The 25,096-nt window shown below is 43.0% G+C and carries 21 protein-coding genes and 1 pseudogene; 12 read left to right on the forward strand and 10 right to left on the reverse strand.

Annotated elements, in window-relative coordinates; all coding sequences use genetic code 11:
- The first annotated feature begins 18 nt into the window (after positions 1–18).
- On the forward strand, positions 19–564 hold the full coding sequence (locus WG943_RS04480) for a hypothetical protein (RefSeq protein ID WP_340407021.1): 546 nt from the start codon (positions 19–21) through the stop codon (positions 562–564).
- A gap of 73 nt (positions 565–637) precedes the next feature.
- Here the strand turns inward: WG943_RS04480 and WG943_RS04485 are convergent, their stop codons facing one another.
- From WG943_RS04485 to WG943_RS04505, 5 genes are all read right to left on the reverse strand, one after another.
- On the reverse strand, positions 638–3,166 hold the full coding sequence (locus tag WG943_RS04485) for a DUF5916 domain-containing protein (protein ID WP_340407022.1): 2,529 nt from the start codon (positions 3,164–3,166) through the stop codon (positions 638–640).
- A 258-nt stretch (positions 3,167–3,424) separates the two neighbouring features.
- Positions 3,425–3,805: a co-chaperone GroES gene (locus tag WG943_RS04490; RefSeq protein WP_340407024.1), complete on the reverse strand. Its 381-nt coding sequence runs from the start codon at positions 3,803–3,805 to the stop codon at positions 3,425–3,427.
- 16 nt (positions 3,806–3,821) lie between these two features.
- A complete protein-coding gene (locus WG943_RS04495) occupies positions 3,822–4,349 on the reverse strand; it encodes a hypothetical protein (RefSeq protein ID WP_340407026.1) in 528 nt (175 codons plus the stop codon).
- 94 nt (positions 4,350–4,443) lie between these two features.
- Positions 4,444–5,643 (reverse strand): homogentisate 1,2-dioxygenase, encoded by a 1,200-nt coding sequence (locus tag WG943_RS04500; RefSeq protein ID WP_340407028.1) that lies wholly within the window; start codon positions 5,641–5,643, stop codon positions 4,444–4,446.
- 77 nt (positions 5,644–5,720) lie between these two features.
- A complete protein-coding gene (locus tag WG943_RS04505; RefSeq protein WP_340407029.1) occupies positions 5,721–7,382 on the reverse strand; it encodes a S41 family peptidase in 1,662 nt (553 codons plus the stop codon).
- Between the two features lie 262 nt (positions 7,383–7,644).
- On the opposite strand from WG943_RS04505, the gene ruvX reads away from it, so the two are divergent.
- Positions 7,645–8,061, forward strand: a complete 417-nt coding sequence (ruvX, locus tag WG943_RS04510) for a Holliday junction resolvase RuvX (protein ID WP_340407031.1) — start codon at positions 7,645–7,647, stop codon at positions 8,059–8,061.
- The gene (gene def, locus WG943_RS04515; RefSeq protein ID WP_340407033.1) at positions 8,058–8,627 is read left to right on the forward strand and encodes a peptide deformylase; all 570 of its coding nucleotides are present in this window, start codon (positions 8,058–8,060) and stop codon (positions 8,625–8,627) included. Before ruvX ends, def begins: the two co-directional genes overlap by 4 nt.
- Positions 8,628–8,706: 79 nt before the next feature.
- Here the strand turns inward: def and WG943_RS04520 are convergent.
- Positions 8,707–9,713 (reverse strand): annotated as a pseudogene (locus tag WG943_RS04520) (beta-1,6-N-acetylglucosaminyltransferase).
- 737 nt (positions 9,714–10,450) lie between these two features.
- Between WG943_RS04520 and WG943_RS04525 the strand changes: the two are divergent.
- The 4 genes from WG943_RS04525 to WG943_RS04540 all read left to right on the forward strand — a co-directional run bounded on the left by WG943_RS04525 (position 10,451) and on the right by WG943_RS04540 (position 14,813).
- Positions 10,451–11,239: an alpha/beta fold hydrolase gene (locus WG943_RS04525; RefSeq protein WP_340407036.1), complete on the forward strand. Its 789-nt coding sequence runs from the start codon at positions 10,451–10,453 to the stop codon at positions 11,237–11,239.
- A gap of 223 nt (positions 11,240–11,462) precedes the next feature.
- The gene (locus WG943_RS04530; RefSeq protein WP_340407037.1) at positions 11,463–11,756 is read left to right on the forward strand and encodes a hypothetical protein; all 294 of its coding nucleotides are present in this window, start codon (positions 11,463–11,465) and stop codon (positions 11,754–11,756) included.
- 173 nt (positions 11,757–11,929) lie between these two features.
- Positions 11,930–12,904, forward strand: a complete 975-nt coding sequence (locus WG943_RS04535; protein ID WP_340407039.1) for a zinc dependent phospholipase C family protein — start codon at positions 11,930–11,932, stop codon at positions 12,902–12,904.
- Positions 12,905–13,235: 331 nt separating this feature from the next.
- Complete coding sequence (locus tag WG943_RS04540; protein ID WP_340407040.1) at positions 13,236–14,813, forward strand: serine hydrolase; 1,578 nt, start codon at positions 13,236–13,238, stop codon at positions 14,811–14,813.
- A gap of 450 nt (positions 14,814–15,263) precedes the next feature.
- Here WG943_RS04540 and ettA read toward each other — a convergent pair whose 3' ends face one another.
- Positions 15,264–16,934 carry an energy-dependent translational throttle protein EttA gene (ettA, locus tag WG943_RS04545; protein ID WP_340407042.1) on the reverse strand — a complete coding sequence of 557 codons (1,671 nt, stop codon included), beginning with the start codon at positions 16,932–16,934 and terminating at the stop codon, positions 15,264–15,266.
- Between the two features lie 352 nt (positions 16,935–17,286).
- On the opposite strand from ettA, the gene WG943_RS04550 reads away from it, so the two are divergent.
- From WG943_RS04550 to WG943_RS04560, 3 genes are all read left to right on the forward strand, one after another.
- Positions 17,287–18,600, forward strand: a complete 1,314-nt coding sequence (locus WG943_RS04550; RefSeq protein ID WP_340407044.1) for a DUF349 domain-containing protein — start codon at positions 17,287–17,289, stop codon at positions 18,598–18,600.
- Between the two features lie 264 nt (positions 18,601–18,864).
- Entirely contained in the window at positions 18,865–19,086 is a 222-nt protein-coding gene (locus WG943_RS04555; RefSeq protein ID WP_025608825.1) for a DUF2795 domain-containing protein, read from the forward strand.
- Between the two features lie 112 nt (positions 19,087–19,198).
- Positions 19,199–19,951, forward strand: coding sequence for an ABC transporter ATP-binding protein (locus tag WG943_RS04560; protein WP_340407050.1), 753 nt, complete (start codon positions 19,199–19,201; stop codon positions 19,949–19,951).
- Between the two features lie 13 nt (positions 19,952–19,964).
- On the opposite strand, the gene WG943_RS04565 is transcribed toward WG943_RS04560, so the two are convergent.
- The 3 genes from WG943_RS04565 to queA form a co-directional block, all read right to left on the reverse strand.
- Complete coding sequence (locus tag WG943_RS04565; RefSeq protein WP_340407052.1) at positions 19,965–20,642, reverse strand: 2-C-methyl-D-erythritol 4-phosphate cytidylyltransferase; 678 nt, start codon at positions 20,640–20,642, stop codon at positions 19,965–19,967.
- 42 nt (positions 20,643–20,684) lie between these two features.
- Positions 20,685–21,314 carry a CatB-related O-acetyltransferase gene (locus WG943_RS04570; protein WP_340407054.1) on the reverse strand — a complete coding sequence of 210 codons (630 nt, stop codon included), beginning with the start codon at positions 21,312–21,314 and terminating at the stop codon, positions 20,685–20,687.
- A gap of 129 nt (positions 21,315–21,443) precedes the next feature.
- Positions 21,444–22,490 (reverse strand): tRNA preQ1(34) S-adenosylmethionine ribosyltransferase-isomerase QueA, encoded by a 1,047-nt coding sequence (queA, locus tag WG943_RS04575; RefSeq protein ID WP_340407055.1) that lies wholly within the window; start codon positions 22,488–22,490, stop codon positions 21,444–21,446.
- 195 nt (positions 22,491–22,685) lie between these two features.
- Between queA and WG943_RS04580 the strand changes: the two genes are divergently transcribed.
- On the forward strand, positions 22,686–23,933 hold the full coding sequence (locus WG943_RS04580; protein WP_340407057.1) for an ABC transporter permease: 1,248 nt from the start codon (positions 22,686–22,688) through the stop codon (positions 23,931–23,933).
- 147 nt (positions 23,934–24,080) lie between these two features.
- A complete protein-coding gene (locus tag WG943_RS04585) occupies positions 24,081–24,944 on the forward strand; it encodes an LOG family protein (RefSeq protein ID WP_340407127.1) in 864 nt (287 codons plus the stop codon).
- Positions 24,945–25,096: the final 152 nt, after the last annotated feature.

The raw sequence follows: 25,096 nt of genomic DNA on the forward strand, positions 1-25,096 counted from the left end.
TTTTGTTAATTTGACCTCATGAAGCAACTCCTACTATCTCTTTGCCTGCTGGTAATATTTTCCTGTACTAGGCAACAGCACCAGCTAAGCAATTCTCAGCAGTCTTTCTACAAAAGTATAGCTAACCACTGCGGAAAGTCATATGCTGGCAAGGTAATTTTTCCTTCCGATGGCAAAGACCCATTCGCCGGTCAGGCACTTACCATGCATGTAGCCAGTTGCTCCGATACCACTATCCGTATTCCTTTCCATGTGGGTGCGGATAAGTCCAGAACGTGGGTATTAAATAAAACAGCAGAAGGCTTGCAACTAAAGCATGATCATCGCCACGAAGATGGCACTCCAGATGAGGTAACCATGTATGGCGGCATAGCACTTGCCTCTGAAGATAAACTAGAGCAGCGCTTCCCGGCAGATGCCTACACAGCGCAGCTTATTCCTGCCGCTGCCACCAACGAATGGACAATGGCTTTGAGCCCAGACGGCAAAACCTTTAGCTACATTTTAAAGCGTGACAACCAACTCCGTTTCCGGGCAGATTTTGATCTAACTAAGCCATTGTAAAAGCTATACTTTCATAAACAGAAAAGCCGAAGTAAGTATAGCTTCGGCTTTTCTGTTTTATAAACTAGTAGCATCAGGATTTTTTCAGCTTATTTTTCAGGGTAAGGTAATCTATGTAATAAAGCACCTTAACTGATAAGCTGTTATTTTGTGGCGAGGAAATAGTGTTAGAGAAGTTGTCCAAGTAACGAGGTACTACAACATCTTTACTTTCTTCTATGGCATTTTTCCAGACAATGCTTATTTCGCTGCCAGGGGCAAACCACCATGAGTATACCATATCAATATTAAAAGCATTAAAGTTGATGTTGTGGTTGTTATTTTTGTATTCATCGCTGTAGCCGCCTGGGTATGCATCAGGACTTAACAGGCCATCTGTAGCTAGCCTGTAGTAGCGGTTATACTCTGCTTTAGACCAGTAATGGCGTGAGCGTAACGAAAGCGTCATGCGGTTGCTGAAGCTGTAACTTGCCGTAAGAGTGCTGGTAGTAGCATTTACATCGCGTAGTCCGAAAATAACAACTTGCTCTTTTACTTCATCGCCGTTTTCATCAAACTTAAATTTGTTGGCGAAACCCATATCATCTAGGCGCAGGTTTCGGCTAAACTGGTATACAAAAGAGAGCTTATCATTAACCCGGTAACGCGGCGAAATAGCATAGCTGTAGTTGTAACGGCTGTTCTCATCAAACCAGCGATAGTTACCACTAATATCTAGGGCAAACTTTTTCCGGTAATCAGACGATACATAACCTCCTGCACTGTAGTTAACCGGGAAAGTATAATACATGCCATCTACACGCGGTTCAAAGAAGTCATAAGTTGTAACCGGCTCCAGGTTAAAGTTAAGCCCTGCACTCATGAAGTTTTTAAACGTGGCATTTACATTACCATAGATCACAAAATTTTGAAATGTATCTGGTTTATAACGGCGGGCATAAACAGCACCCACGCTAGTATACATGTTCAGGAGCTTCCAAAAAGGTTGGTAAAAGTTATAGTTAAACTGCAGGTTTTCCTCCATAGAGTTGTTGACAAACAGTATACCCAGGTCGTTGGGGTCATAAGTATCAGAGATGAGGGTGTGGGAAGTATAAACCTGAAACCGGCCACTTGTTTTGCTTAACCCAATGCGGTAAGTATGGCCTAGAGCTGTGCTATCAGAAAAGTACTTCTGGCTTAGTGCAGCTCTACCTTCTATGGCATAGGTATTTGTTTTATCATTAAACCTGAATAACCCTCCTGTTAGGTTAGCATCGTAAGTACCTCCCTGCCGCATTACATTGTTATTTATTAGCGTAACATAAGAGTTGTTTTTCAATGACTGATCGAAAACAGTGATATTATAATTTGTAAGCGGCTGTATCTGCTTTTTAAACCTGTTGCCCTCGCTGTCTTCAAGTGTGGCATACTGCCGGCCAACTACAGCATTAAAAATACCGATACCTAAACCAGAACTGGTGCGGCCCGATACTTTAGTACCATTTAACATTTTGGTTTCTATTGGGTGGTCAATTATGGTATTACCCTGCTCCTCTTCTTCGTCGCTGTTTAAAGGATTAACAGGAGCTCCACCTATACGCCTGGAGTAAAAAAAGCCACCTTTGTTAAACAACTCTGTTCCCTCCATAAAGAAGGGGCGGTTTTCGTTAAATTGTACTTCGAAAGGAGAAAGGTTCAGCACCTGGTTATCAGACTGCACCTGGCTGAAATCTGGAATGAGGGTCATATCCAACGTAAAAGCATCGCTGATGCCATACTTCACATCCATGCCGCCGCTAAAGCTGTAGTTACTTTTATAATCTACATCTTCGCTTCCCTCCTTTTGGCGTGGGTAGCTTTCGGCAAAGGCAGCCACATAAGGCGTAAAAGATAAGCGGAGCGGAGCTTCAATGTTTTTGAGACCAGTAAGCTTACCCCACTGGTTGGCAAAACCGTCTATTGCCGGATCAACATGGTTCCAAAAATAACCTTGTTTTGTAGACTGACGGTTGCGCATAAAATTAAGCCCCCACAACTGTTCAGGCTTGCTGCTGAAGCGAATAGCGGAGTATGGTATTTTGAACTCGGCTACCCAATTAGAACCTTGAATACTAGCATTGCTTTCCCATACGGTATTCCAGCTCCAGTCTTCGCCATTGGTTGAATAACGGGCATCTAGTTGTACACCAGCAGGTGTAACAAGAAAACCAAAGCCGTTGATCTGATCATTATAAGTATCCAGAAAAACGCCGAAAAAGTCGGTATTACCCAAATCATCCCGCTTCCCCATTTGCCGGAAGATGCTATCCTGCGATACATCGTGCATGATGGCACCCACATAAATAGCTTCGTCATCATAAAGTATTCTGACTTCGGTTGGGTGTACTTCTAATGGGCCTGGCGTTGGCCTGTTTTGAATAAAATTAGTAGCAATCTGCGCCTGCTGCCAAATAGCTTCATCTAATACACCATCTATCTTAGGAGCATCGTTGATACGCAGCGCTTGCAACTCTTTTGGAGGCTGCTTTTTGGCATTTTGAGCACTTACGTTGGCGCCAAACAAAGCGGCTACAACAAAAACAGCCAGAAACAGAAAGGAATCAGGTAATATTTTTTTCATAGTAAAGGTATGGGTAGCAAAATTTTAGCTGTAAATGTACTATAAAAGTACAGCTATTTATAAAGATAGACCAACCACACCTAAAGTTGCTTCTGCTGAATTATTTTTTAAAAAAATTCTCAACAAGCTACTTTACCATTACCTAAGCCCCTCGCCCTGCACTCACCACCACTTGGAAATTTAAATTTTAGCAACAATAATATAAAAAGGCGCTGCTCCTATCGGAACAGCGCCTTGTATTGCTCAAAAAAGTATAGGCTATAAATCTTCTTCGCGCACCAGCATTAGTACTGCCGACTGTGGCACTATAAAGTACTTTTCGCTAAGGTAGTTAATCTCTATAGCATCGCGTTGCAGGTATATGGCCAAGTCGCCTTCTTTCGCCTGTAGGGGTATGTAGCGCACCGGCTCTTCATCATCCTGCTCCCAGGGCTCCTCGTCAAAGCCATAATCGGCAGGAATTGGATAACCGGGGCCAACTTTCATAATATAGCCTTCCTGTACTTTCTCTTTTTCCTGCACGCCTGGCGGTAAGTATAAACCGCTTTTGGTTTGCTCTTTAGAAGACTTAGGTTTTATCAGCACCCTGTCTCCTACAATAATTATCTTTTCCAGTTTATTCTTTTCAGAAATCCTCATGGGTAGTGTGTGCATCTTATAAAGGATCTGCAGTTACTTTAAATCGCATGCTGGCTTCTATCGTTACATCTTTGGTTACAGCTTTTGCCAGTGTAGCGCGTGTGCCAATCGTGTAGCTATCGCCTTTAATATACTTGTCCAGTTTTGCGTTAGTTGAGACAAGCTCAATTTTGCTAACATTCTGAGGCACCTGCTCCAGGTAAGCAATTTTTACATCGTCTTGGCCTTCGGCAGAAATATAGATTTCGATTTTCTTCAGAAAGTTAAAATTCTCTGTTTGCGGATCAGTTATTTCAAGCTCCAACTTATTCAACGTAACATCTTTTACCAGCTCGGCACGCGTTTTATTGTTTTTGAAATCTTCGTTAGAGTTAGTAGTTATTGGGATTGGGGATATCGGAGCTACAGTACCTACCGGGAAGTAAGACTTAATTTCAATCGTCTCATTCTCTTCAATATAAAATGTAAGTAGATCGTCTATTTTGTCGCAAGCTAATCCTGCAAAAGCAAAAATAGCAACAAAGGCAAAAAGCGCTTTCCTCATAAGGGTAAATTAAGGTAATATAAAATATAATTGCGGCAGGAAAAGCAAGTGTAAACCACTTCTCCTGCCGCAAATTTACAAAATCTAGATTGTATTAATCAAACATATCGCCTTTTCGCACAGTACCGTTTCCTTTCTCGTTCCAGCTCATCGGGTAGTTTTCATCCATATAAGCCACAGCATCTTCGGTTAAGTATAATGGCTTAAAGGTATCAATCATAACAGCATACTCGTGCGTTTCTTTTTTACCTATACTTGCCTCAACCGTGCCTGGATGCGGGCCATGCGGTATACCTCCTGGGTGTACAGTAAACGACGCCCTGTCTACACCCTTACGACTCATAAAATCGCCTTCTACGTAGTATAAAACCTCGTCAGAGTCTACGTTGGAGTGGTTATATGGCGCAGGTATAGACTCAGGGTGATAATCAAATAGGCGTGGCACAAAAGAACAGATCACGAAGTTGTGCGCCTCAAACGTTTGGTGTACCGGAGGTGGCTGGTGTATGCGGCCGGTAATCGGCTCAAAATCATAAATAGAGAAAGCGTAAGGGTAAAAATATCCATCCCAGCCAACGGCATCAAACGGGCTGAAATCGTAGTAGAACTGGTGCAGTTCGCCTTCTTTTTTTACTTGTACCAAGTGCTCACCTTTTTGAGTCTCAGTGATAAGCTCTACAGGCGGTCTCATGTCTCGCTCGCAAAACGGCGAGTGCTCCAACAACTGCCCAAAATGGTTACGGTAACGTCGTGGCGTTTCAATCGGGCTAAATGATTCTATCACCAACAGCCTTACCTGCCCCTCATCAAATCTAAACTTATGGATAACCGTGCGCGGAATTACAAGGTAGTCGCCGGGCCTAAACGGAATGCGCCCCATCTGGGTAAGCAGGTCACCGGTGCCGTCATGCACGAACACAACTTCATCGGCTTGGCCATTTTTGTAGTAGTAATCCATTTCACGCTCCGATGGGTTGCAGATGCTAATCGCCACATCGCTGTTAAAGAGCATGGTTTTGCGGGCGTTCAAGTAATCGGTGCCGGTGGATTCTACATTTAACGTGCGCAGGTGGTGTGGTTGTAGCTTAATGCCTTCGGCTTTTTTAGGAGCAAAGGGTTTAGGCTCGCCTATACGGCTCATTTGTGTAGGCGGGTTAATATGGTATAGCAACGACGAAACGCCACTAAACCCTAATGTGCCCACCAGCTGCTCTGCGTAAAGCGTGCCATCAGGCTGCCGAAACTGCGTATGTCTTTTATGCGGGATTTCTCCCAGCTTATAATAGAATGCCATGCTTTGGATGCTTATTAGTTCTGGTTCTGTTTTAGGTAGCTATAAGGCAATTTAAGAAACTATACTTATACTTTGTCCTACGCACCGCCTTTTGCCAAGCGCTGTGCATGGTTAAAGTGCTTCAGAGCCTGCTGAAACTCCTCGTCCTGCTCATGCAGCACCGGAAAAAAGCCTTTGTTGCCGTATACGCTTCGTGCAATAAATGCTTTCAGGTTATTACGGATCAATTCTTTAGAACGGCCATACTCTGGTCCGTTATACTTTACTCCGGCTTTATTGGCCATCTGCACCACCTCTTGCAGCATTTTATCGGTAACCATAAAGTTTTTGTTAAACTTATCGAAGGTCATCTTTTCTAAGGCTTTGCGATTATCTCGGTAATAGTTTAAAGTATACTCTCTGATAATGTTGTTATTATACAGCTCACTTAGGTACTGGGTAAGAGCCATGGTATCGCGTGGTACAAACACATCCGGCATTATGCCGCCGCCGCCATATACAGCACGACCTTTGGCCGTTTTATACTTTAATGAGTCTACAAACAAGCTGCTGTCTGGGTGGAAATACTCTCCGTTTTCGTAGCGGTGCAGCATGTCCTGCTGATACTCTTCTGGTTTACCGTTATAAGGTTTTTGTATAGAGCGGCCACTTGGTGTATAGTAGCGTGAAATTGTCAGGCGAAGCTCAGAACCATCGTTCAGCGGAATCGGCATCTGCACCAAACCTTTACCAAATGAACGCCGGCCCACAATTAAAGCACGATCGTTGTCTTGTAAGGCACCGGCCACAATCTCAGAGGCAGAAGCACTGCCTTCGTCCAAGAGCACGATAACAGGACCATTTTCAAAATCGCCTTTGGTTCTTGCAAACGTCTGAGAGTCATACTTCTCACCTTTCCCATCTGTGTACACGATCATTTTTTCGCCGGCAATAAACTCGTCAGCCATACGTATGGCATGATCCATATAACCGCCGGGGTTGCCGCGCAGATCAAGTATAAGTTGCTGCATCCCTTTCTGGCGAAGCGCTGTTAGAGCTTTACTAAATTCCTCGTAAGTAGTAGCTGAAAAACGGCTTACTTTAATATAGCCCACATGGTTATCCACCATGTAGCTTACATCTACTGAGTAAGTGGGTATTTTATTACGGTTAATGGTAAAGCTAAGCAGTTTGTTAGATCCTTTACGCTGAACATCAAGCTTTACCTTAGATCCCTTAGGACCGCGCAGCCGCTTAAACACACCCTCGTTATTTATGCCTATACCTGCTACTGTCTCTCCGTCTACTTTGATGATCTTATCGCCGGCCAGTATACCAGCTGCCTCCGATGGACCGCCACTTAATGGAGAGATAACATAGATAGTGTCTTTAATGATATTAAACTCCACGCCGATACCTTCAAAGTCGCCTTCCAGGTAGGAGCGGGCCATGGCTAGCTCATCAGCCGGAATATAAGAAGTGTGCGGATCCAGCTTCTCAAGCATCTTGTTAATAGCATAGTCAGAAAGCTCCTCTATATCAACCGTGTCTACATAGTCGCGGTCTATGTAACTGAGAATATCCCGGTATTTAAGATAGCTTTTGGCTGTTGCCTGCGGGTTATTTGTTGATGGTGAAAAAGTTGTAGCACCAATTAGTACGCCCACTGCCAGTGCCAATGCAATAAATAGTGGCAGCTTTACCTGAAATGGCGAATTGCTGACTTTACCTCTCTCCTTTCCATTCTCCATATTTTCCATAGTATACTTTTAGGTGTAGCTGGCTTAAGGTCTCCTGCGCCAGCAAGTGCTACAATTTAATAAATTCCTGTGTGGGGCTATTCATCTATACAAGCAGAAAATTGCGAAGGTTGCAAATACCCATGCTCGCACACTAGTTATAACTGCAACAATATTTTATATAAAATGATTTAAATTAAGGATTTACACTTTTATACCTTCTCACACCAAGTATACACAGGCATCAGTTAAAATTCTTACCTTTGCAGTGCAATTTATACTTATGGGCAGGATACTGGCAATAGATTACGGAACTAAACGTGTGGGACTGGCTGCAACCGATGTGCTGCAGATAATCGCGAACCCATTAGAAACCGTTCATGCCAAAGATGTGTTAACTTACTTGAAGGATTATGTGCAGCGCGAGCCTGTGGAGGCTTTTGTGCTGGGCATGCCAAAGCGCCTGTCTGGCGAAGATACACAGGCAACGCAACATGTAGTAGGTTTCCATAGGCAGTTACAGAAGCAATTTCCTAGCATTCCGGTACATCTGGTAGATGAACGCTTTACCTCTAAAATGGCTCAGCAGGCAATGCTGGCCGGAGGCATGAAAAAGAAAGACCGCCAGGACAAAGGTACCGTAGACCGCATTAGTGCGGCCATAATTTTACAGTCGTATTTAGATAGCAGAACCATATGATTTACCCAATCACCGCTTACGGCGATCCAGTTTTAAAAGAAGAAGCACAAGACATTCCGCAGGACTACCCAAACCTGCAGGAGTTGATCCAGGATATGTTTGACACGATGTACTATGCACATGGTGTTGGCTTGGCAGCTCCCCAAATTAGCAAGAGCATCCGCCTTTTTGTTATCGATTCTGAACCGATGATGGATGAGAAAGACGAAGGCAAGGGTGTGAAGAAAGCCTTTATCAACCCGGAGATTATTGAGGAAGATGGTGAAGAGTGGGGCTTTGAAGAAGGCTGCCTGAGCATACCAGGTGTACGTGAGGTAGTTTACCGCCCAGAGCGCATCGTTATCCGTTACTTTGATGAGGAGTGGAACGAGCACGAAGATACGTATGATGGCATGACAGCCCGCGTTATCCAGCACGAATACGACCACATTGAAGGCATACTTTTCACGGACCACCTGAACGGTTTAAAGAAGCGCCTGATCAAAAATAAACTAGCCAAAATCTCGAAAGGTGAGGTTGACGCAGATTATAAGATGAGATTCCCATCGCTGGCTAAGAAGCGATAGTTTTATACTTTAAATAAACCAGAACAGCCTGCTACAATTCTTGTGGCAGGCTGTTCTGGTTTACAGCTTTACACTTCTCCTAAGCAGGTTTTTGCTCAACAAGTACTTGATTCCTCAGAGGATTAGGACTGCTATTGTGCATAATGTTGTTATCTAACAAATCTAGAATTTCCTCACAGTATTCTGCGTCAAACTTTCTTGCAAACATCTTGTTGTTAGCTCTTTGACTAATGAGCTCTTCTAAGTTATTACTAGTAAAGGTGATAGGATGAGGTTCTTGTTTGCTTGACCAAGTTACATATGTCAAAGAAGGTTTGACCTTTATCTTTTTGTCAGTTAACGCCAGGTGCTTTATAATACTGTGAAAAAATATTTCATCAGGCACTAAGGTATCCTGATGAAATGTAACATACCTGTTATTGTTATGGGTAAACTCTACAACTTGCCGTAATGTATTATAGGTGAGCCCCCACCATAAACTGCCACCATAGTGTGCTATCAGACTTGGCTCCCGCTTTTTGAAAATCTTCCTCACCTCCAGCACTATCCTAAAATTCTTCCTTTGACATGATTTTATTGCCAACGCACCTATTTTTTTTAATGCACTTTTAATGCTACTCCCAAAAATATAAGGGAGTACCATATAGTCTCCCTTTTTGCTACTCAAGTTTATTTTATAGTTATAAACTCTTGCTCTCCAATTTTTCCATACTTCTGCTACAGGAAATATATCGATATGCTCATATTGGTAGTTCTTCTTCAAGTAGTTATTGAGTGCATCATTATCAACTATAGGATAACATTTTTCGCTTAAAAGGATTGTGTAGTTACATTTGTTGTCTGCAATAATCTCTGCATACAATTTAGTATAGCACCTACCAACGAAAAGTCTCCCCAAATACAAGATAGCCTATCTTTTATGAGGATTACATTACTAGACTGTTTTAGACTTTCATACTGACTGATGTCTAACCTTTTATCAACATGTATATAAAAGGCAGAAAAACCATCATCTAGTTTTTTTACAAGGCGAGTTAATTGACATGGATTATTATATGCAAGAATTATATAATTTTTATTAACCATAATCGCTCTTTGAGGTCAAATCCTTAAAACTGGTGCAGGTTATGGGTGAGGCAGCGGCTAAGCAAAAGTTTGCGTTACGTGTAGTTCTTGCTACTATTAAAGATATTATACGATTATTTCAAATAATAGCTATAAATCTACTTATATATTGTATAGATAGCTTGTAATGTTTTAATACAAAAAACTAAAATTGATAAAATATTTGATCGGTAACAGTATCAGATTTTGATAACTCCTCTTCTTAATTTGGCTTTGCCGATACGTTTCAATTAGTTACCACTTTGCTTTACCAATGCAATATGTTACCTCAGTTTGTTCTACTAACTGTTATAAAACTTATAGGAATTTGCAAAAGCACCATGTCTGTCAGCTAGTTAAATATAAAATCTCCTGTATTAAGCTCTAGGATAAAGGCTGGCATTGATATGGAAAATAGTAGTAATACCTAAGAATAAAATCCTGCACCTCTTATCATCTAAGTTTAACCTAATTTCAAGCTCATTGGCATTATTGCTCTGCTATTTATACTTTCTCTCATTCAAGTCACGGGGCAAGACCCGAAATGCAGCTTGTAGCTACCTTAATAGCTTATCAACAGAAATAACAGAAAATGAGCCATTTATTAAAATACATATTGTAGTTTAAGTCTACAAGTCCCAATTATCGTGCGTAACTTTACTCATAATCATTCGATTTGTGTTTAACTAACTTCAGTATTCACTCCATTTCAATCAACTATGAACGCAGTAAAAAGAAACAATGTAAAGGTTATCGGAGCAGGAGAAAAGACAATGCTGTTTGCTCATGGCTACGGCTGCGATCAGAATATGTGGCGCTTTATCACTCCTGCTTTTGTAAACGATTATAAGGTTGTTCTTTTTGACCATATAGGATTTGGAGACTCTGATACTTCCAGCTATAAAAAAGAGCGTTACGCTTCTTTACACGGTTATGCAACTGATGTACTGGAGATATGTAAGGAACTGGACCTGCAGGATGTTGTTTTTGTAGGCCATTCAGTTAGTGCCATGATAGGGGTATTAGCTGCTATTAAAGAGCCTTCTATCTTTTCAAAGCTGGTTTTAGTTTGCCCCTCACCAAGCTTTATAAACGATGGTGATTATGTTGGTGGCTTCAACAGGGAAGATATTGAAGGCCTGCTTAACTCTTTAGACAGTGATTACCTTGGGTGGTCTAATAATATTGCCCCAGTAATTATGGGTAATCAGGATCGCCCTGAGCTAGGGCAGGAACTAGCTGGCAGTTTCTGTAAAAGTAACTTAGAGATAGCCGCAGATTTTGCACGCATCACTTTCTTAACAGATAACAGAAAAGAATTACCTCAGGTAAAAACACCTACCCTAATCCTGCAGTGCTCTGAAGATGCCATTGCGCCTTTATCTGTAGGAGAGTACACCAACCAAAACATAGCCGGCAGTGAGCTGATTTTGCTGGAGGCTACAGGACATTGCCCGAATCTAAGTGCTCCGGAGGCAACCATTGCAGCTATTAAAAGCTTTTTATAGAAAACACCGTACAAACAATAAGCAGGAGCCTTTATGTGTTCCCTAACCATAAGCTCAGTAATTTGATGAAGTTGAAAGCAAGGTATCACTATTGATAGGCAGTATAAGTAGCAGTAAACTCAAGAAGGCAAACGGAGACGTTTTCTTCGAAGCGCGAAGAGCCTCTGATAATGCATATATTGTTGTTAATTGGATTGGAATACAATCACTTGAAACAATAGTTATGGGAGGCAATCATGTGTTGGCGATGCTACGGGAAAAACCTTGCCAGGGAATGCTGAACAGCAACCGGGAATTAATAGGACCTTGGGAAGTCGCGGTAAACTGGTTATCTAATAAATGGACACCTCAGGCTAAAGAACTGGGCCTACGTTATTATGCTCATGCGCTGTCTCCAGGAATTTATGGACAACGTTCTTTCGATTCATTTTATCCAAGCCTGAAATATAAATTAGAAGTAAAGGCATTTGTCGATGAAGAAGCAGCCAAAATGTGGCTTCAGTCAAAGTCCTTTTAAACTAGTGCCCCTTCTACCCTAGTATAGCGTCCCACAAAAATCTTGTTGTCATCAATATCAGACATCTAAATCAGCCTTACCTGCCAGATTTTTGAGCAAAACTCCGATACAAGAGTCACTCCAAAGTATACGTTAGCCTTATCAAGATCTATGGAAGTTACGTAAGCAGCAGTATGGCTAACAATGCTAAATTTATACTTCTACTCCTTGTCATACTGCTGCCAATACAAAGCAACGGCTGGGGCTTTTACGCGCACCAACGCATAAATCGATTGGCAGTTTTTGCCTTGCCACCGGAGATGGTAGGCTTCTACAAAAAGCACATCCGATACATTACCGAAAATACGGTAAACCCTGACAAGCGCCGCTATGCTGTTAATTACGAAGCCCCTCGCCATTACATAGATTTAGATGTTTACGGAGACAGCGCCTTGTACAAAATGCCACGCTTTTGGCAACAGGCCGTCGAAAAGTATACTGAAGATACGCTTCAGGCTTATGGTATAGTGCCCTGGCACATCAACTCTATGAAATACCAGTTAACAAATGCTTTTAAAGAGCGAAACGTAGACAAAATTCTACGACTGAGCACAGAGTTAGGACACTACGTAGCAGATGCCTGCGTACCACTGCACACTACACAAAATTACAATGGGCAGCTAACTGGGCAGCGTGGTATTCATGGCTTTTGGGAGTCGCGGTTGCCGGAACTGTTTTCTAATAACTATGACTTTTTTGTAGGACAGGCACAATATATTGAACAACCACAGCTAAAAGCATGGGATATTGTAGCAAGCGCACACATCGCCCTCGACTCAGTTTTATACTTTGAACGGCAGCTAACACAGGAGTTTGACGAGGAAAAGAAGTACAGCTTCGAAGCCCGGAATAATCTTACTACCCGGGTATACTCGCGTGCTTTTTCGCAGGCTTACAGCAACAGGCTAAAGGGGCAAGTAGAGCGGCAGATGAGATTAGCTATTAAAATGACCGCAAGTTTTTGGTATACCGCTTGGGTAGATGCAGGTCAGCCGAACCTAGGCACACTTAAGTCCACGTTATCGCTGGAGGAGTTACATCGCTTGGAGATGGAGAAGAGAGAGTATGAATCTGGCAGCCACAAACTCAGAGAGGATCACGAAAATTAAAATTTTAGCTTTTGGTAAGTAGTTGCGGATATCCTAATCTTCCGTTTTTAAAATTCTACCTACAAGTGAAGGCTACGCTACTTTACAATCAGCCTCTTTCGAACAAACAAAACAGTTTTATACTTACCAGCTTCACCTAATTCTGCTACGACACTCTTTCAATTAGATTACTGAACACCAATTGATTACGCATGACGCCTATAAATTCGGTAATGTGGCAGATGCTTACTCGGTTTGCTATAAAGGTATAATAACTTATTACTACGACCACTTTTCCCACTTCTTTAAAAATGAGTAACTTGCCGCATCTAACTCACAACATTTTTAACGAATGATACTAGCCCCTAAAAGCCTTTTTAGGTTAACGTTACTGTTGCTGCTTTGCGCCATATATGTGCTGCCACAGGCACAGGCTCAAACCAAAGTAGATCTAAACAAATTGGATACTTATTACCAAAAAGCACTTAAAGATTGGAATGTACCGGGTATGGCCATTGCCATTGTAAAAGGCGACTCTGTAATCTTTGCAAAAGGCTATGGCGTGCTTGATAATAAAAAGGGTGGTACTGTAGATGCAAACTCAGTTTTTGGCATTGCCTCTAACTCTAAGGCTTATACTGCTGCTGCACTTGCCACACTTGTTGATGCCGGCAAGATAAACTGGAAAGATAAGGTTAAAAAGTACGTGCCGAATCTACAACTTTACGATCCTTTTGTTACTGAAAACTTAACTATAGAAGATTTACTGAGCCACAGAGTTGGCCTTAAAACCTTCAGCGGTGACCTGCTCTGGTATAATACTACCTACAGCCGCGAAGAAATTATACACCGTATGCGCTATCTTAAGCCGACGTATGGCTTCCGTGATGGCTATGGCTATTCTAACCTGATGTTTATTACAGCCGGCCAGGTAGTAGAGAATGTTACCGGCAAAACATGGGAAAACTATATTAAGGAGACATTTCTGCAGCCACTGGGCATGAGCCGCACTTATACTTCGGTGAACGAGTTAAAAGGTGTTAGCAATGTAGCCTCTCCGCATGGCTTTGATGAAAACGGAAATCCATACGCTACCACACAGGTTGCATGGGATAATTGGAACCCAGCTGCCGGTATCTTTACCAGCGTAAACCAACAGGCACAGTGGATGCGCCTGCAGTTGAACAGGGGCATGTATAACGGCAAACGTATCTTCAGTGAGAACTCAAGCCGTAACATGTGGGCCGCACACAACCCAATGCCTATTTCTAAAAGAGCCGAAGAAATTACCCCATCTACTCATTTTGCGGCGGCAGGATTAGGCTGGTTTGTCAGTGATTACCAAGGTCGCAAACTAATTTACCACGGTGGCGGCCACGAAGGCATGAATAGCCGCACAGTGCTTGTACCCGAAGAAAATCTAGGAGTTGTAATACTAACCAACAGTATGAGCAGCATCATGTCTCCGTTGGCCAATTATACTATAGATCAGTTTCTAGAGATTGAAAACAGCCGCGACTGGAGCCGTTTTAACTTAGATGCAATGGCACAGGCAAAAAAGCAGTCAGAAGAGAAGAAGTCGAAGGAAAAGAAGAAATCTGCTAAGGCAACCCGAAACCTAAACGAATATGTAGGTACCTACCGTAGTCAGGTTTATGGCGATGCCACAATAACCCTCAAAAACGGCAAATTAGAATTGCAATTAGTACCGGCGCCTGCATTAGGCGGAACATTAGATTTTTGGCAACACGAGATTTTTAACCTGGACTGGAAGAACAAATTTGCCCTGTTACACCCAACAAAAGTGCGCTTTCTTACAGGTGAGGATGGAAGTATAGCTGAGATGCGTTTAGATTCAAATAACCCTGATTTCCACTTTGATGAACTAGAGTTTGTGAAAGTGAAAACTAACACTTCAGCCAAACTTTAATTATAGCTTCGCAGCAGGTCTTGCTGCGAAGCTATAATACACTAAATTAATTACTGAACAGCAATTGCGGCAACCACGCTTACAGCCGCTAGCCAGCCTGCAATAATCCAGTAAGCTAATGTTTCACTGCTGGTAGGGTAGACTTTTTTCATAACTCTAAATTGTTTAATTATACATTATATTATCCTAAAGCCATAAAAGCTTTAATATTAATAATATACGCTAAAATTTAAATTGAGTTATATTGATATTATACAATAATATTCTAATAAGCATCTATTGTTATAATGATTTCCTGTTTACCTTCTATATAAGTATAATATTATTTAACAGTCTGGCATTAACACATGTTATATCAACTTTAAAAAAGCAAATGATATAAGGATATTAAAAAAGGCCACTGCAGAAATTGCAGTGGCCTTTTTTAATTGATTAAACTATTGGATTAGTTTATGCAAGCTTCTTGTAACGAATACGCTTCGGCTCGATGTTACCCATGCGCTTCTTCTTGTTTTCTTCGTAATCTGTGTAGTTACCTTCAAACCAGTATACCTGAGAATCACCTTCAAAAGCAAGGATATGCGTACAGATACGATCCAGGAACCAACGGTCGTGAGAAATAATTACGGCGCAACCTGCAAAGTTCTCCAAAGCATCCTCTAGTGCACGGATGGCGTTCACATCCAAGTCGTTGGTCGGCTCATCGAGTAAAAGTAAGTTACCGCCTTCTTTCAGCGTCATGGCCAGGTGCACACGGTTACGCTCACCACCAGATAGCTTATCTACTTTCTTCTCCTGATCACCGCCCGAGAAGTTAAATTTACTTACATAGGCACGTGAGTTTACCTGGCGTCCGGCCATCATCATGTGCTCTGTTCCGCCAGATATTACCTCAAATACAGATTTGCTTCCATCCAGCTGAACGTGTTCCTGGTCTACATAGGAGATCTGTACAGTAGAACCTACTTCAAAATCACCGGCATCCGGTTTTTCCTGTCCTGTTATCAGCTTAAACAAGGTTGTTTTACCGGCACCGTTCGGACCAATGATACCTACAATGCCACCTTGCGGCAGGGCAAAGTTAAGATCTTCGAACAGCAGCTTATCACCGTAAGCCTTGCTAACGTGGTTTACTTCTACTACCTGGCTACCCAAACGCGGGCCGTCCGGTATAAATAGCTCCAGTTTTTCTTCCTTCTTAGAAGCATCCTCACTGGCAAGCTTATCATACTGGCTGATACGCGCTTTAGACTTAGCATGACGGGCTTTCGGGGCCATACGCACCCACTCCAACTCGCGCTGTAGTGTTTTCTGGCGTTTGCTTTCAGTCTTCTCTTCTTTAGCCAGTCGGTCAGCTTTCTGCTCTAACCAGCTGCTGTAGTTGCCTTTCCAAGGAATACCCTCGCCACGGTCCAGTTCTAGAATCCAGCCAGCCACGTTATCAAGGAAGTAACGGTCGTGGGTTACAGCGATTACAGTACCTTTATACTGCTGCAGGTGCTGCTCCAGCCAGTCCACCGACTCAGCGTCGAGGTGGTTGGTAGGCTCATCCAACAGTAGAACATCTGGCTCCTGCAGTAACAGGCGGCACAGGGCCACGCGGCGCTTCTCACCACCTGAAAGGTTTCCGATAATGGCATCTTCCGGAGGAGTACGCAGCGCGTCCATGGCACGCTCCAGGCGGTTGTCCAGTTCCCAGGCATTATGGTGGTCCAGTTTTTCCTGCACTACACCCTGGCGCTCGATAAGTTTGTTCATCTCATCGTCGGTCATCTCCTCGGCAAACTTCATGTTGATCTCGTCAAACTCCTTCAACAAAGCCACCACTTCAGCTACGCCTTCTTCTACTACCTCGCGCACAGTTTTGGTCGGGTCCAGCTGGGGCTCCTGCTCCAGGTAGCCAACACTATACCCCGGGCTCCAAACTACTTCGCCTTGTATCTGCTTATCAACGCCGGCAATTATTTTTAGCAAGCTTGATTTACCCGAGCCATTAAGGCCCAGTACGCCAATCTTGGCACCATAGAAAAAGGACAGGTAAATATTTTTAAGCACTTGTTTCTGAGGCGGGTAAATTTTGCTTACCCCAGCCATCGAGAAAATAATGGTTTCGTTACTCATACGTTAGCTTTATAATTATTCGCTTATTTTATTGCTACAGACAAATGTACTTTTACGAACATGGGCATCCATAGCCATACATTGCGTAAATATTTCGTACTGAATCACAAATATCGCAAAAATTCATGTGTTTTTGCTTCACAAAATTGATTTGAAATAGTTAAACTTGTAAAAAACTGTATGGGTAAAGTGTGTCCAAACTTATTTTAGCACCAACTCTGTACTTATCGAGCTTCATTTCTGTAGCTGCTTAACAAATAAAGCAAACGATGAGTGCTTAGCTGCGTATGCTACAGTTAGTTTAAAATTAACGCCTTACCCTAATTTTCGATCCATAACCTAGTCCAGTAACATGGAAAACAACAACCTATTGGAAGAAGCCAAAAATTATGGCTTTATTCAAGACCAGCAAGTGTGGTTAAAGCCCTTTATGAACTACCCTGCCAGGCAAGTGGGAGAGGTAAAAGAGTCGGAAGACGACTCGCTGGTATACTTCGCTAAGCGTTTCGAGATGTTTCAGGGCAAGGTGAACAACCTGCTGGAGCGTATCGCAACCTCCGAAAACAAAGGCTCCTTTTTAATGAAGGTGCTGCACATGAAAGAGCAAGTAGGAAACTACGATGCCCTCGGCGATTTTGAACAAATCTACCACACGCTAACCAAAGCTGAGGAAGATATTAATGAAACTATTAAGCAGAATCGCGAGAAGAACCTTTCAACCAAAATTGCCCTGATACAGGAAGCAGAAGCACACAGCAACAGCATAGAGTGGAAAGAAGCCACCGAAAAGCTGAAAGAACTGCGCAGCACCTGGATTAAAACAGGTCCTGTAGAAAAAGAACTAACCGACGAGATAGAAGAACGCTTCAGAAACGCTATTGATAAGTTTTTTGAGCGTAAGAAAAATTACTTTGAGGATAAGAAACGCATGCTTAACCGCACCTACGAGCGGTACAGAGACCTTATCAGACAATCTGTGGCCCTGCAGAACTCGGAAGATTGGGAGGCAACTACAGCCAAGCTAAAACAACTCCAGAACCAGTGGAAAGAAGTTGGTGGCAACCTGCCGCGCAAAACCACCACTAACCTCTGGACGGAGTTCCGTAAGGCGCACAACCATTTCTTTGACCGCCTGAAGCAAAAGATAAACAACGAAAAGAACGAATCGAGAGAGAAGTTTTACGAGGTTAACTTTGAGCGTAAAAAAGAGCTTGCCATAGAGGCTGAAAGGCTGCTACAGCAAAACAGCCTAAATGATGCTGTTAGAAGAGCTAAAGAGCTGCAGGCAGAGTGGAAGAAGGCCGGCCCAGTGCATCCTAGCGTATCTGACATGATTTGGGAACGCTTTATCAAAGCCTGCGACAGAGTATTTGAAATGAGCAGCCTGGAGCACTACATCCGTAAGCGCCAGCAAGCCAGCAACGATACATTTACTGAAACTGACGGTTTACAGGCCCGCATCAACGCATTAAAAGACTTTATCAAGTCTGATAAGAATGAGCTGAGTCTGCTTGAAGATAACTTAGGCAAATTAAGTGATGCACCAGGTAACGATTCATTCCGCAACATGCTGAAAGGAAAGATCCGCAACTTTAACCGCAAGATCAACACAAAACAGGAACTGATCGAGATGTTCCAAGGCCAGCTTAGCGCCATCAGCAAATAGCATTTTAAAAAATATACATTTTTAAAAAAGTGCCTGCTGCAGCTGCAGCAGGCACTTTTTTTGTACACTTATTTAAAGTACATTCATTGTTACAGCCCAGCGAAAAATAATTGCTCATTTTTGAACATTTGCTAATCATTTGCGTTGTGTTGTTAAAAACAGACAAAAAAGCAAACTTTTTTTCACAAAAAATTTTAGTTTATATATTTATTTATACTTTTGCAATCCATTCAAAACAGCCAATAAGTTAAAGGAGAAAATACTATGTACTGGACACTTGAATTAGCTTCATACCTGGAAGATGCACCCTGGCCAGCAACTAAAGATGAGTTGATCGACTTTTCAATCCGCTCAGGTGCCCCAATGGAAGTTGTAGAAAATCTACAAGCCCTGGAAGATGACGGACAGCCTTACGAGAACATCGAAGAGATCTGGCCAGATTATCCTACAAAAGAGGATTTCATGTTTAACGAAGACGAGTACTAAGATTAGTTATTAATGATGAATTAATAGTTATGGATGGATGCTCTGGCAACTGTTTATAATTTAGAATTCAGAATTTATAATTTAGAATTCAGAATTCATAATTAAGTAAAACTTGATCATCGAAGTAAAAAATCTGGTTGCGGGTTATGGCCAACGGGTCCTGATCCGCAACCTTTCTTTTTCTATACCCTCTCCCGGTTTTATCGCCATTATAGGCCATAATGGCGCCGGTAAAACAACTTTCTTTAAAACATTTCAGCAGAAGGTAGAGTACCAGGGGCAGTTGCTAGTAAAAGGCCACGACCTAAAGCACCTTTCCAACGCCGCCGAAAAAGGTATACTTTCCTACCTGCCCCAGAAAAATGTTATCAACTTTCCGATAAAAGTGCACGACCTGGTAGTGATGGGACTGTTCCGGAAGAAGCGTTTTTTCGAAAACTACGATGCTGCAGATTATGCACAGGCCGAACAGGTGCTGAAGCAGCTACAACTTACCCACTTAATTGACCACGATTTTACTACCCTCTCCGGAGGTGAACAGCAACTGGTATGGCTGGCTCAGTTGATGCTGCAGGATGCCGAGATTATACTTTTAGATGAGCCAACACAGCAACTAGATGTATACTATAAAAACAAAGTATTTAGCCTGCTGCAGGATTGGGCTGTAACAAAGGGTAAAACCATACTTTGCATTACCCACGACTTAGTTAATCTGCTGCCGCTTCAGGGTTACCTTTTAAACTTGTCTAAACCTGAACCCATACTTGAACCTATTTCCGAAGAGGTAGTACAGGAAAACCAGACATTCCTGGAGGCTGGCCCTCAAGTAATAACCAAAACCGGTACTGCCGGTAGTTTGCATTAATTATTTAAGCCCCTTACCCACCAGTTGCAAAAGCTTCAGCCAGAATAAGATCCTCGGGTGTAGTGATTTTGATGTTACGGTAACTGCCATCTACCAAAGTTATTTGCTGGCCTATACTTTCCACAACAGAGGCATCGTCGGTAAAGTGCTCCTGCTCGGGTTGCTCGTAGGCTTTGCGAAGTATACTTGTCTGAAAAACCTGCGGTGTTTGCACTAATTTATACTTTGTACGTGGCACGGCACGGCTTCCCTCCTGCGTCAGCTCCCGGATAGAGTCTTTGGGTGATACGGCTACTACGGCACTGCCATACTTTGATGCGGCATCAAAAGCAGCTTTAATAGTTTCTACTTCTACAAAAGGCCGTACGCCATCATGCACTGCTACCAACCCATCTCCCATAACAGCGTCCAAACCATTTTTAACAGAACCGAAACGTGTAGCGCCGCCGGCCACTGTCATATGAAACAGCTTGAAGTTATACTTACGGCACAGCTCACGCCATGTAACCAGCTGCTCCTGTGGCAGCACCACAATTAGCCTTACCGCAGGGTTATACTTACTGAAACGCTCAATTGTGTGCATCAGGATTGGTTTACCAGCTACCTCTATAAACTGCTTAGGTAAATCATGTTGCATGCGAGTACCGCTACCGCCAGCCACTATAATTGCGTATTCAAGTGTTTGTGCCATGCTGCAAAGTTACAAAGTATAGAAGTTAATGCATGGAAGCATTTATACACAATTTGCCAGTGCCTCAATGTCTGCAGAATGAATCAGGTGCAGATGGCGGGTGATCTTTTCCACATCCCAATTCCACCATGCTATACTTAGCAGTTGTTGCACCTGCTCTTCAGAGAAACGCTCTTTAATTATCACCGCTGGGTTGCCTGCTACAATAGCATAATCAGGCACGTCTTTCGTTACTACTGCTTTCGCAGCTACCACAGCACCATTTCCAATTCGCACGCCAGGCATAATCACTGCATCCGTTCCTATCCACACATCATTTTCAACAACAGTGTTTCCTTTTATAGGATATGCAACACTATCAGCAATACGCTCCCAGCCATTACCGAAGATCGAGAACGGGTAACTCGACACTGGCTTTGTTTCGTGGTTGCCTCCGTTCATGATAAACTTTACGCCAGAGGCTATCGCACAAAACTTACCAATCAGGAGTTTATCACCAATGAAATCAAAGTGATAGAGCACATTTTTCTCAAAATTATAAGGATCATCCAGGTCGTCGTAATAGGTGTAGTCGCCAACTATTATGTTAGGGTTCTGGATGATATTTTTAAGAAACACCATTTTATTATGGTGGGGCAGCGGAAAAGTTAAATTAGGATCTGGTCCGTTCATAGTTTTAAAAGAGCATCAAGTTTACAATACTAGCACCTACTGCAAGATTATGGCATCCGTAGCCTAAACTATAAAAAAATGCCCCAACCGTAGTGGCTGGGGCATCTGTATTTTTAAGCAAAGTATACTTTATATGATAAGCATCACATCGCCGTAGCTAAAGAAGCGGTATTTCTCTTTCACAGCCTCTTCATAAGCTTTCATTACCAAGTCATAACCGCCAAAGGCAGCAGCCATCATCAACAGCGTGCTTTCTGGCATATGGAAGTTTGTTACCAATGCGTTTGCGATTTTAAAATCGTATGGAGGGAAGATGAAACGGTCTGTCCAGCCTTCGTTTGGCTTCAGTCGGCTATTCGCTGATACTGAAGATTCTAACGCACGCATACTAGTGGTACCAATCGCACATACACGCTTTTTGTTGTCCAGTGCTTTGTTTACCAACTCAGCAGTAGCAGCTGGTACCGAGAAGTTCTCAGAGTCCATTTTATGCTTGGTTAGGTCTTCCACATCAACAGGACGGAAAGTACCCAAACCTACGTGTAGTGTTATCGGAGCCATTTCCACGCCTTTAATCTCCAGGCGCTTCATTACCTCTTTTGTAAAGTGCAAACCAGCCGTTGGAGCGGCTACAGCACCTACGTTTTTAGCATAAACTGTTTGATAACGTTCTCTGTCTTCAGGCTCAGCCTCACGCTTAATATACTTTGGCAGCGGCGTTTCACCTAAGTCGTTGATCGTTTTGTAAAATTCCTCGTCTGTGCCATCGAACAAGAATTTGATCGTACGGCCACGAGATGTTGTATTATCAATTACTTCGGCTACCAGATCACTTTCACCAAAGTATAACTTGTTGCCTACACGTATCTTACGCGCCGGATCTACTAGTACATCCCATAGGTGAATGTCTTTGTTAAGCTCGCGTAGCAGGAAAACCTCAATCTTGGCACCAGTTTTTTCTTTGTTGCCATAAAGGCGCGCCGGGAAAACTTTTGTGTCGTTTACCACCATCACATCGCCATCATCAAAGTACTCTAGTATGTCTTTAAAGATGCGGTGCTCAATCTTACCTGTATCGCGGTGCACTACCATCATGCGCGACTCATCGCGGTTTTCGGTTGGGTGCGTAGCCATCAGGCTTTCAGGGAGGTCAAACTTAAATTCTGATAATTTCATAAATTTAATATTACGGTATTAAACTTTTAGGTAAATTTCTGGTGGTAGAACAGGCAAAATACCTGTAAGGGTTCATATGGCCCCACGCCATCAAAAAACAAAAAATTGAGCCGCAAATTTACTTAGTTTGGCCGAATTATTCTTACTTTTAAGAAAATTACTTGCATATTACCTGATCTTACTACCTAAAATACTATGATATACCTGCGCCTAGTTGCTGAAAGCTTTCGATTTGCCTGGCAAGCCCTACGGGCTAACCTGCTACGCACTATCCTTTCTTTGCTAGGCGTAACTATCGGCATTTTTGCTATTATCTCAGTATTTACGCTGGTAGACTCGCTGGAGAAGAATGTGCGCGACAGCATGAGCTTTATTGGCGATAAGGTAATTTATGTGCAGAAGTGGCCGTGGTCTTTTGGGGGCAACTATCCCTGGTGGAAATATTTTCAGCGACCAGAGCCCAATATGCGCGAGTTCAGGCTAATGGAGCGTAACCTGACGAACGATGCCGGCACTGCTATTTTTGCAGACAAGGGCAACAATACATTTAAGCAAGGCAGCAATAGCTTCTCAGATGCAGGCCTGATCGGCGTTACCTTTGAATATAACAAAGTTTCTGAGATACCAGTTGAAAAAGGGCGTTACTTTGTACCGCAAGAGGTAGACGCAGCCCGAAATGTAGTAATTATTGGCCATGAAATGGCCGAAGCCCTTTTCCCATACACAGAGCCACTAGGCCAGGTAGTAAAAGTTAAAGGACAGAAGCTTGTAGTGATCGGGGTAATGGAGAAGCAGGGCGAAAGTATGTTTGGGATGCCCAATTTCGATCAGATGGGTATTGTTCCGTATGGTGCCTTTGCCAAAATGTTTGATGTGGGCCCTGATGGAATTGGCTCTACGATTGCCGTAAAAGGGCGCGAAGAGGATACCGGGCTGCTGGAACTGGAGTATGAGATTCGTGGCCTGATGCGCAATATAAGAGGCCTGCGCCCCCGCGATGAAGATAACTTTGCACTTAACCGCCCTGAAATGGCCACTCAAGCGATCGGAGGATTCTTTCAGGTGGTTGGTTTGGCCGGCTGGGTAATTGGTGGCTTTGCCATACTTGTTGGCGGCTTTGGTATTGCCAACATCATGTTTGTGTCTGTAAAAGAGCGCACCAACGTCATCGGGATACAAAAATCACTGGGAGCTAAAAACTATTTTATACTTTTCCAGTTCTTGTTCGAGTCGGTATTCCTGAGCTTAATTGGCGGAGGCATAGGCATTTTGCTGGTGTTCCTGCTCACGCTCATACCCCAGGATATGATGAAGGTAACGCTATCGGTGGGTAACATTATACTTGGGCTTGGCGTATCGGCGGTGATAGGAATGCTTTCCGGTATTATTCCGGCAGTTATGGCATCTAATCTGGATCCTGTAATTGCGATCCGCTCCAAATAAACAGATTTACACCTTTGGTTGATTTGCAGTGCTTCCTCACTTGATGCAAAACACCCTTAAATTTTTATTTTAACTGAGATGATGTGCGCCGGAGAAAAAGGCGCCCAGGGGCTAACGCGCCTCTGCGATGAAGATGACGAAAAAATTATGACAAAGCTTAGAAAGACAAGCAAAACCAAGCTCCAGGACCAGGAGCTTAACACTGGCAGCGGGCAAACTATCCTAAAGCCGGATGTAAACGAAAATAAAGCAAGATCGGTAACAGATTTGCGCGAAAGCGGTCAGGTAACGGCACCACCAGCCTCACCGGAAGACAGAAAAATTCGCCAGGCCTTTGTAGACAAAGACTGGAACGAGATTAAAATTGCGGACTCTTGGCAGATATTTAAAGTAATGTCGGAGTTTGTGGAGGGATTTGAGAAGCTGGCTAAAATTGGCCCTTGCGTTTCTATCTTCGGCTCGGCGCGTACTAAAAATACGCACAAATACTATGTAATGGCCGAAGAGATCGCTGCAAAACTAGTGCGCCATGGCTACGGCGTAATTACAGGCGGTGGCCCGGGTATTATGGAAGCCGGCAACAAAGGTGCTCACTCTGAGGGCGGTAAATCTGTGGGACTCAACATCCACCTGCCGTTCGAGCAGTTCAACAACATTTACATCGACTCTGATAAGCTAATCAACTTTGATTACTTCTTTGTGCGCAAAGTAATGTTTGTGAAGTATGCGCAGGGCTTTGTTGTATTGCCTGGCGGATTTGGTACGCTTGATGAATTGTTTGAAGCTATTACCCTAATCCAAACCAAGAAAATCGGAGCTTTCCCGATCGTGCTTGTAGGCCGTTCTTACTGGGAAGGCCTGTTTAAGTGGGTGGAAGACGTGATGCTGAAAGAAGAAAGCAACATCAGCCCGGAAGACCTGAACCTGGTGCATATCGTGGATGATGCAACTGAAGCCGTGAAGGTAATCGACGACTTCTACAGCAAATACCTGCTGTCTCCGAACTTCTAAGAGAAAAGAGGTTTTATACTTATACGAAAGCCCGCTACCCTAGTAGCGGGCTTTTTGCTTTTTTAAAATTAACACTTTAGTGTAAGCGACGTTACCTTAGGCTTTTTTGGTACTACATTTAATCCTGCTCAAAGCTTTATTTTATGCACTAT

Origin of the sequence: Pontibacter sp. H249, from assembly GCF_037892465.1 — a bacterium.
In the GTDB taxonomy this organism is placed as follows: domain Bacteria; phylum Bacteroidota; class Bacteroidia; order Cytophagales; family Hymenobacteraceae; genus Pontibacter.

Coding starts and splice junctions, on each gene's coding strand:
- WG943_RS04505 (WP_340407029.1), bottom strand. CDS start 7,382: ATGGAAAATATGGAGAATGGAAAGGAGAGAGGTAAAGTCAGCAATTCG.
- WG943_RS04530 (WP_340407037.1), top strand. CDS start 11,463: ATGGGAGGCAATCATGTGTTGGCGATGCTACGGGAAAAACCTTGCCAG.
- def (WP_340407033.1), top strand. CDS start 8,058: ATGATTTACCCAATCACCGCTTACGGCGATCCAGTTTTAAAAGAAGAA.
- WG943_RS04500 (WP_340407028.1), bottom strand. CDS start 5,643: ATGGCATTCTATTATAAGCTGGGAGAAATCCCGCATAAAAGACATACG.
- WG943_RS04550 (WP_340407044.1), top strand. CDS start 17,287: ATGGAAAACAACAACCTATTGGAAGAAGCCAAAAATTATGGCTTTATT.
- WG943_RS04535 (WP_340407039.1), top strand. CDS start 11,930: ATGGCTAACAATGCTAAATTTATACTTCTACTCCTTGTCATACTGCTG.
- WG943_RS04525 (WP_340407036.1), top strand. CDS start 10,451: ATGAACGCAGTAAAAAGAAACAATGTAAAGGTTATCGGAGCAGGAGAA.
- WG943_RS04490 (WP_340407024.1), bottom strand. CDS start 3,805: ATGAGGATTTCTGAAAAGAATAAACTGGAAAAGATAATTATTGTAGGA.
- ettA (WP_340407042.1), bottom strand. CDS start 16,934: ATGAGTAACGAAACCATTATTTTCTCGATGGCTGGGGTAAGCAAAATT.
- WG943_RS04555 (WP_025608825.1), top strand. CDS start 18,865: ATGTACTGGACACTTGAATTAGCTTCATACCTGGAAGATGCACCCTGG.
- WG943_RS04585 (WP_340407127.1), top strand. CDS start 24,081: ATGACAAAGCTTAGAAAGACAAGCAAAACCAAGCTCCAGGACCAGGAG.
- WG943_RS04540 (WP_340407040.1), top strand. CDS start 13,236: ATGATACTAGCCCCTAAAAGCCTTTTTAGGTTAACGTTACTGTTGCTG.
- ruvX (WP_340407031.1), top strand. CDS start 7,645: ATGGGCAGGATACTGGCAATAGATTACGGAACTAAACGTGTGGGACTG.
- queA (WP_340407055.1), bottom strand. CDS start 22,490: ATGAAATTATCAGAATTTAAGTTTGACCTCCCTGAAAGCCTGATGGCT.
- WG943_RS04485 (WP_340407022.1), bottom strand. CDS start 3,166: ATGAAAAAAATATTACCTGATTCCTTTCTGTTTCTGGCTGTTTTTGTT.
- WG943_RS04495 (WP_340407026.1), bottom strand. CDS start 4,349: ATGAGGAAAGCGCTTTTTGCCTTTGTTGCTATTTTTGCTTTTGCAGGA.
- WG943_RS04570 (WP_340407054.1), bottom strand. CDS start 21,314: ATGAACGGACCAGATCCTAATTTAACTTTTCCGCTGCCCCACCATAAT.
- WG943_RS04580 (WP_340407057.1), top strand. CDS start 22,686: ATGATATACCTGCGCCTAGTTGCTGAAAGCTTTCGATTTGCCTGGCAA.
- WG943_RS04565 (WP_340407052.1), bottom strand. CDS start 20,642: ATGGCACAAACACTTGAATACGCAATTATAGTGGCTGGCGGTAGCGGT.
- WG943_RS04480 (WP_340407021.1), top strand. CDS start 19: ATGAAGCAACTCCTACTATCTCTTTGCCTGCTGGTAATATTTTCCTGT.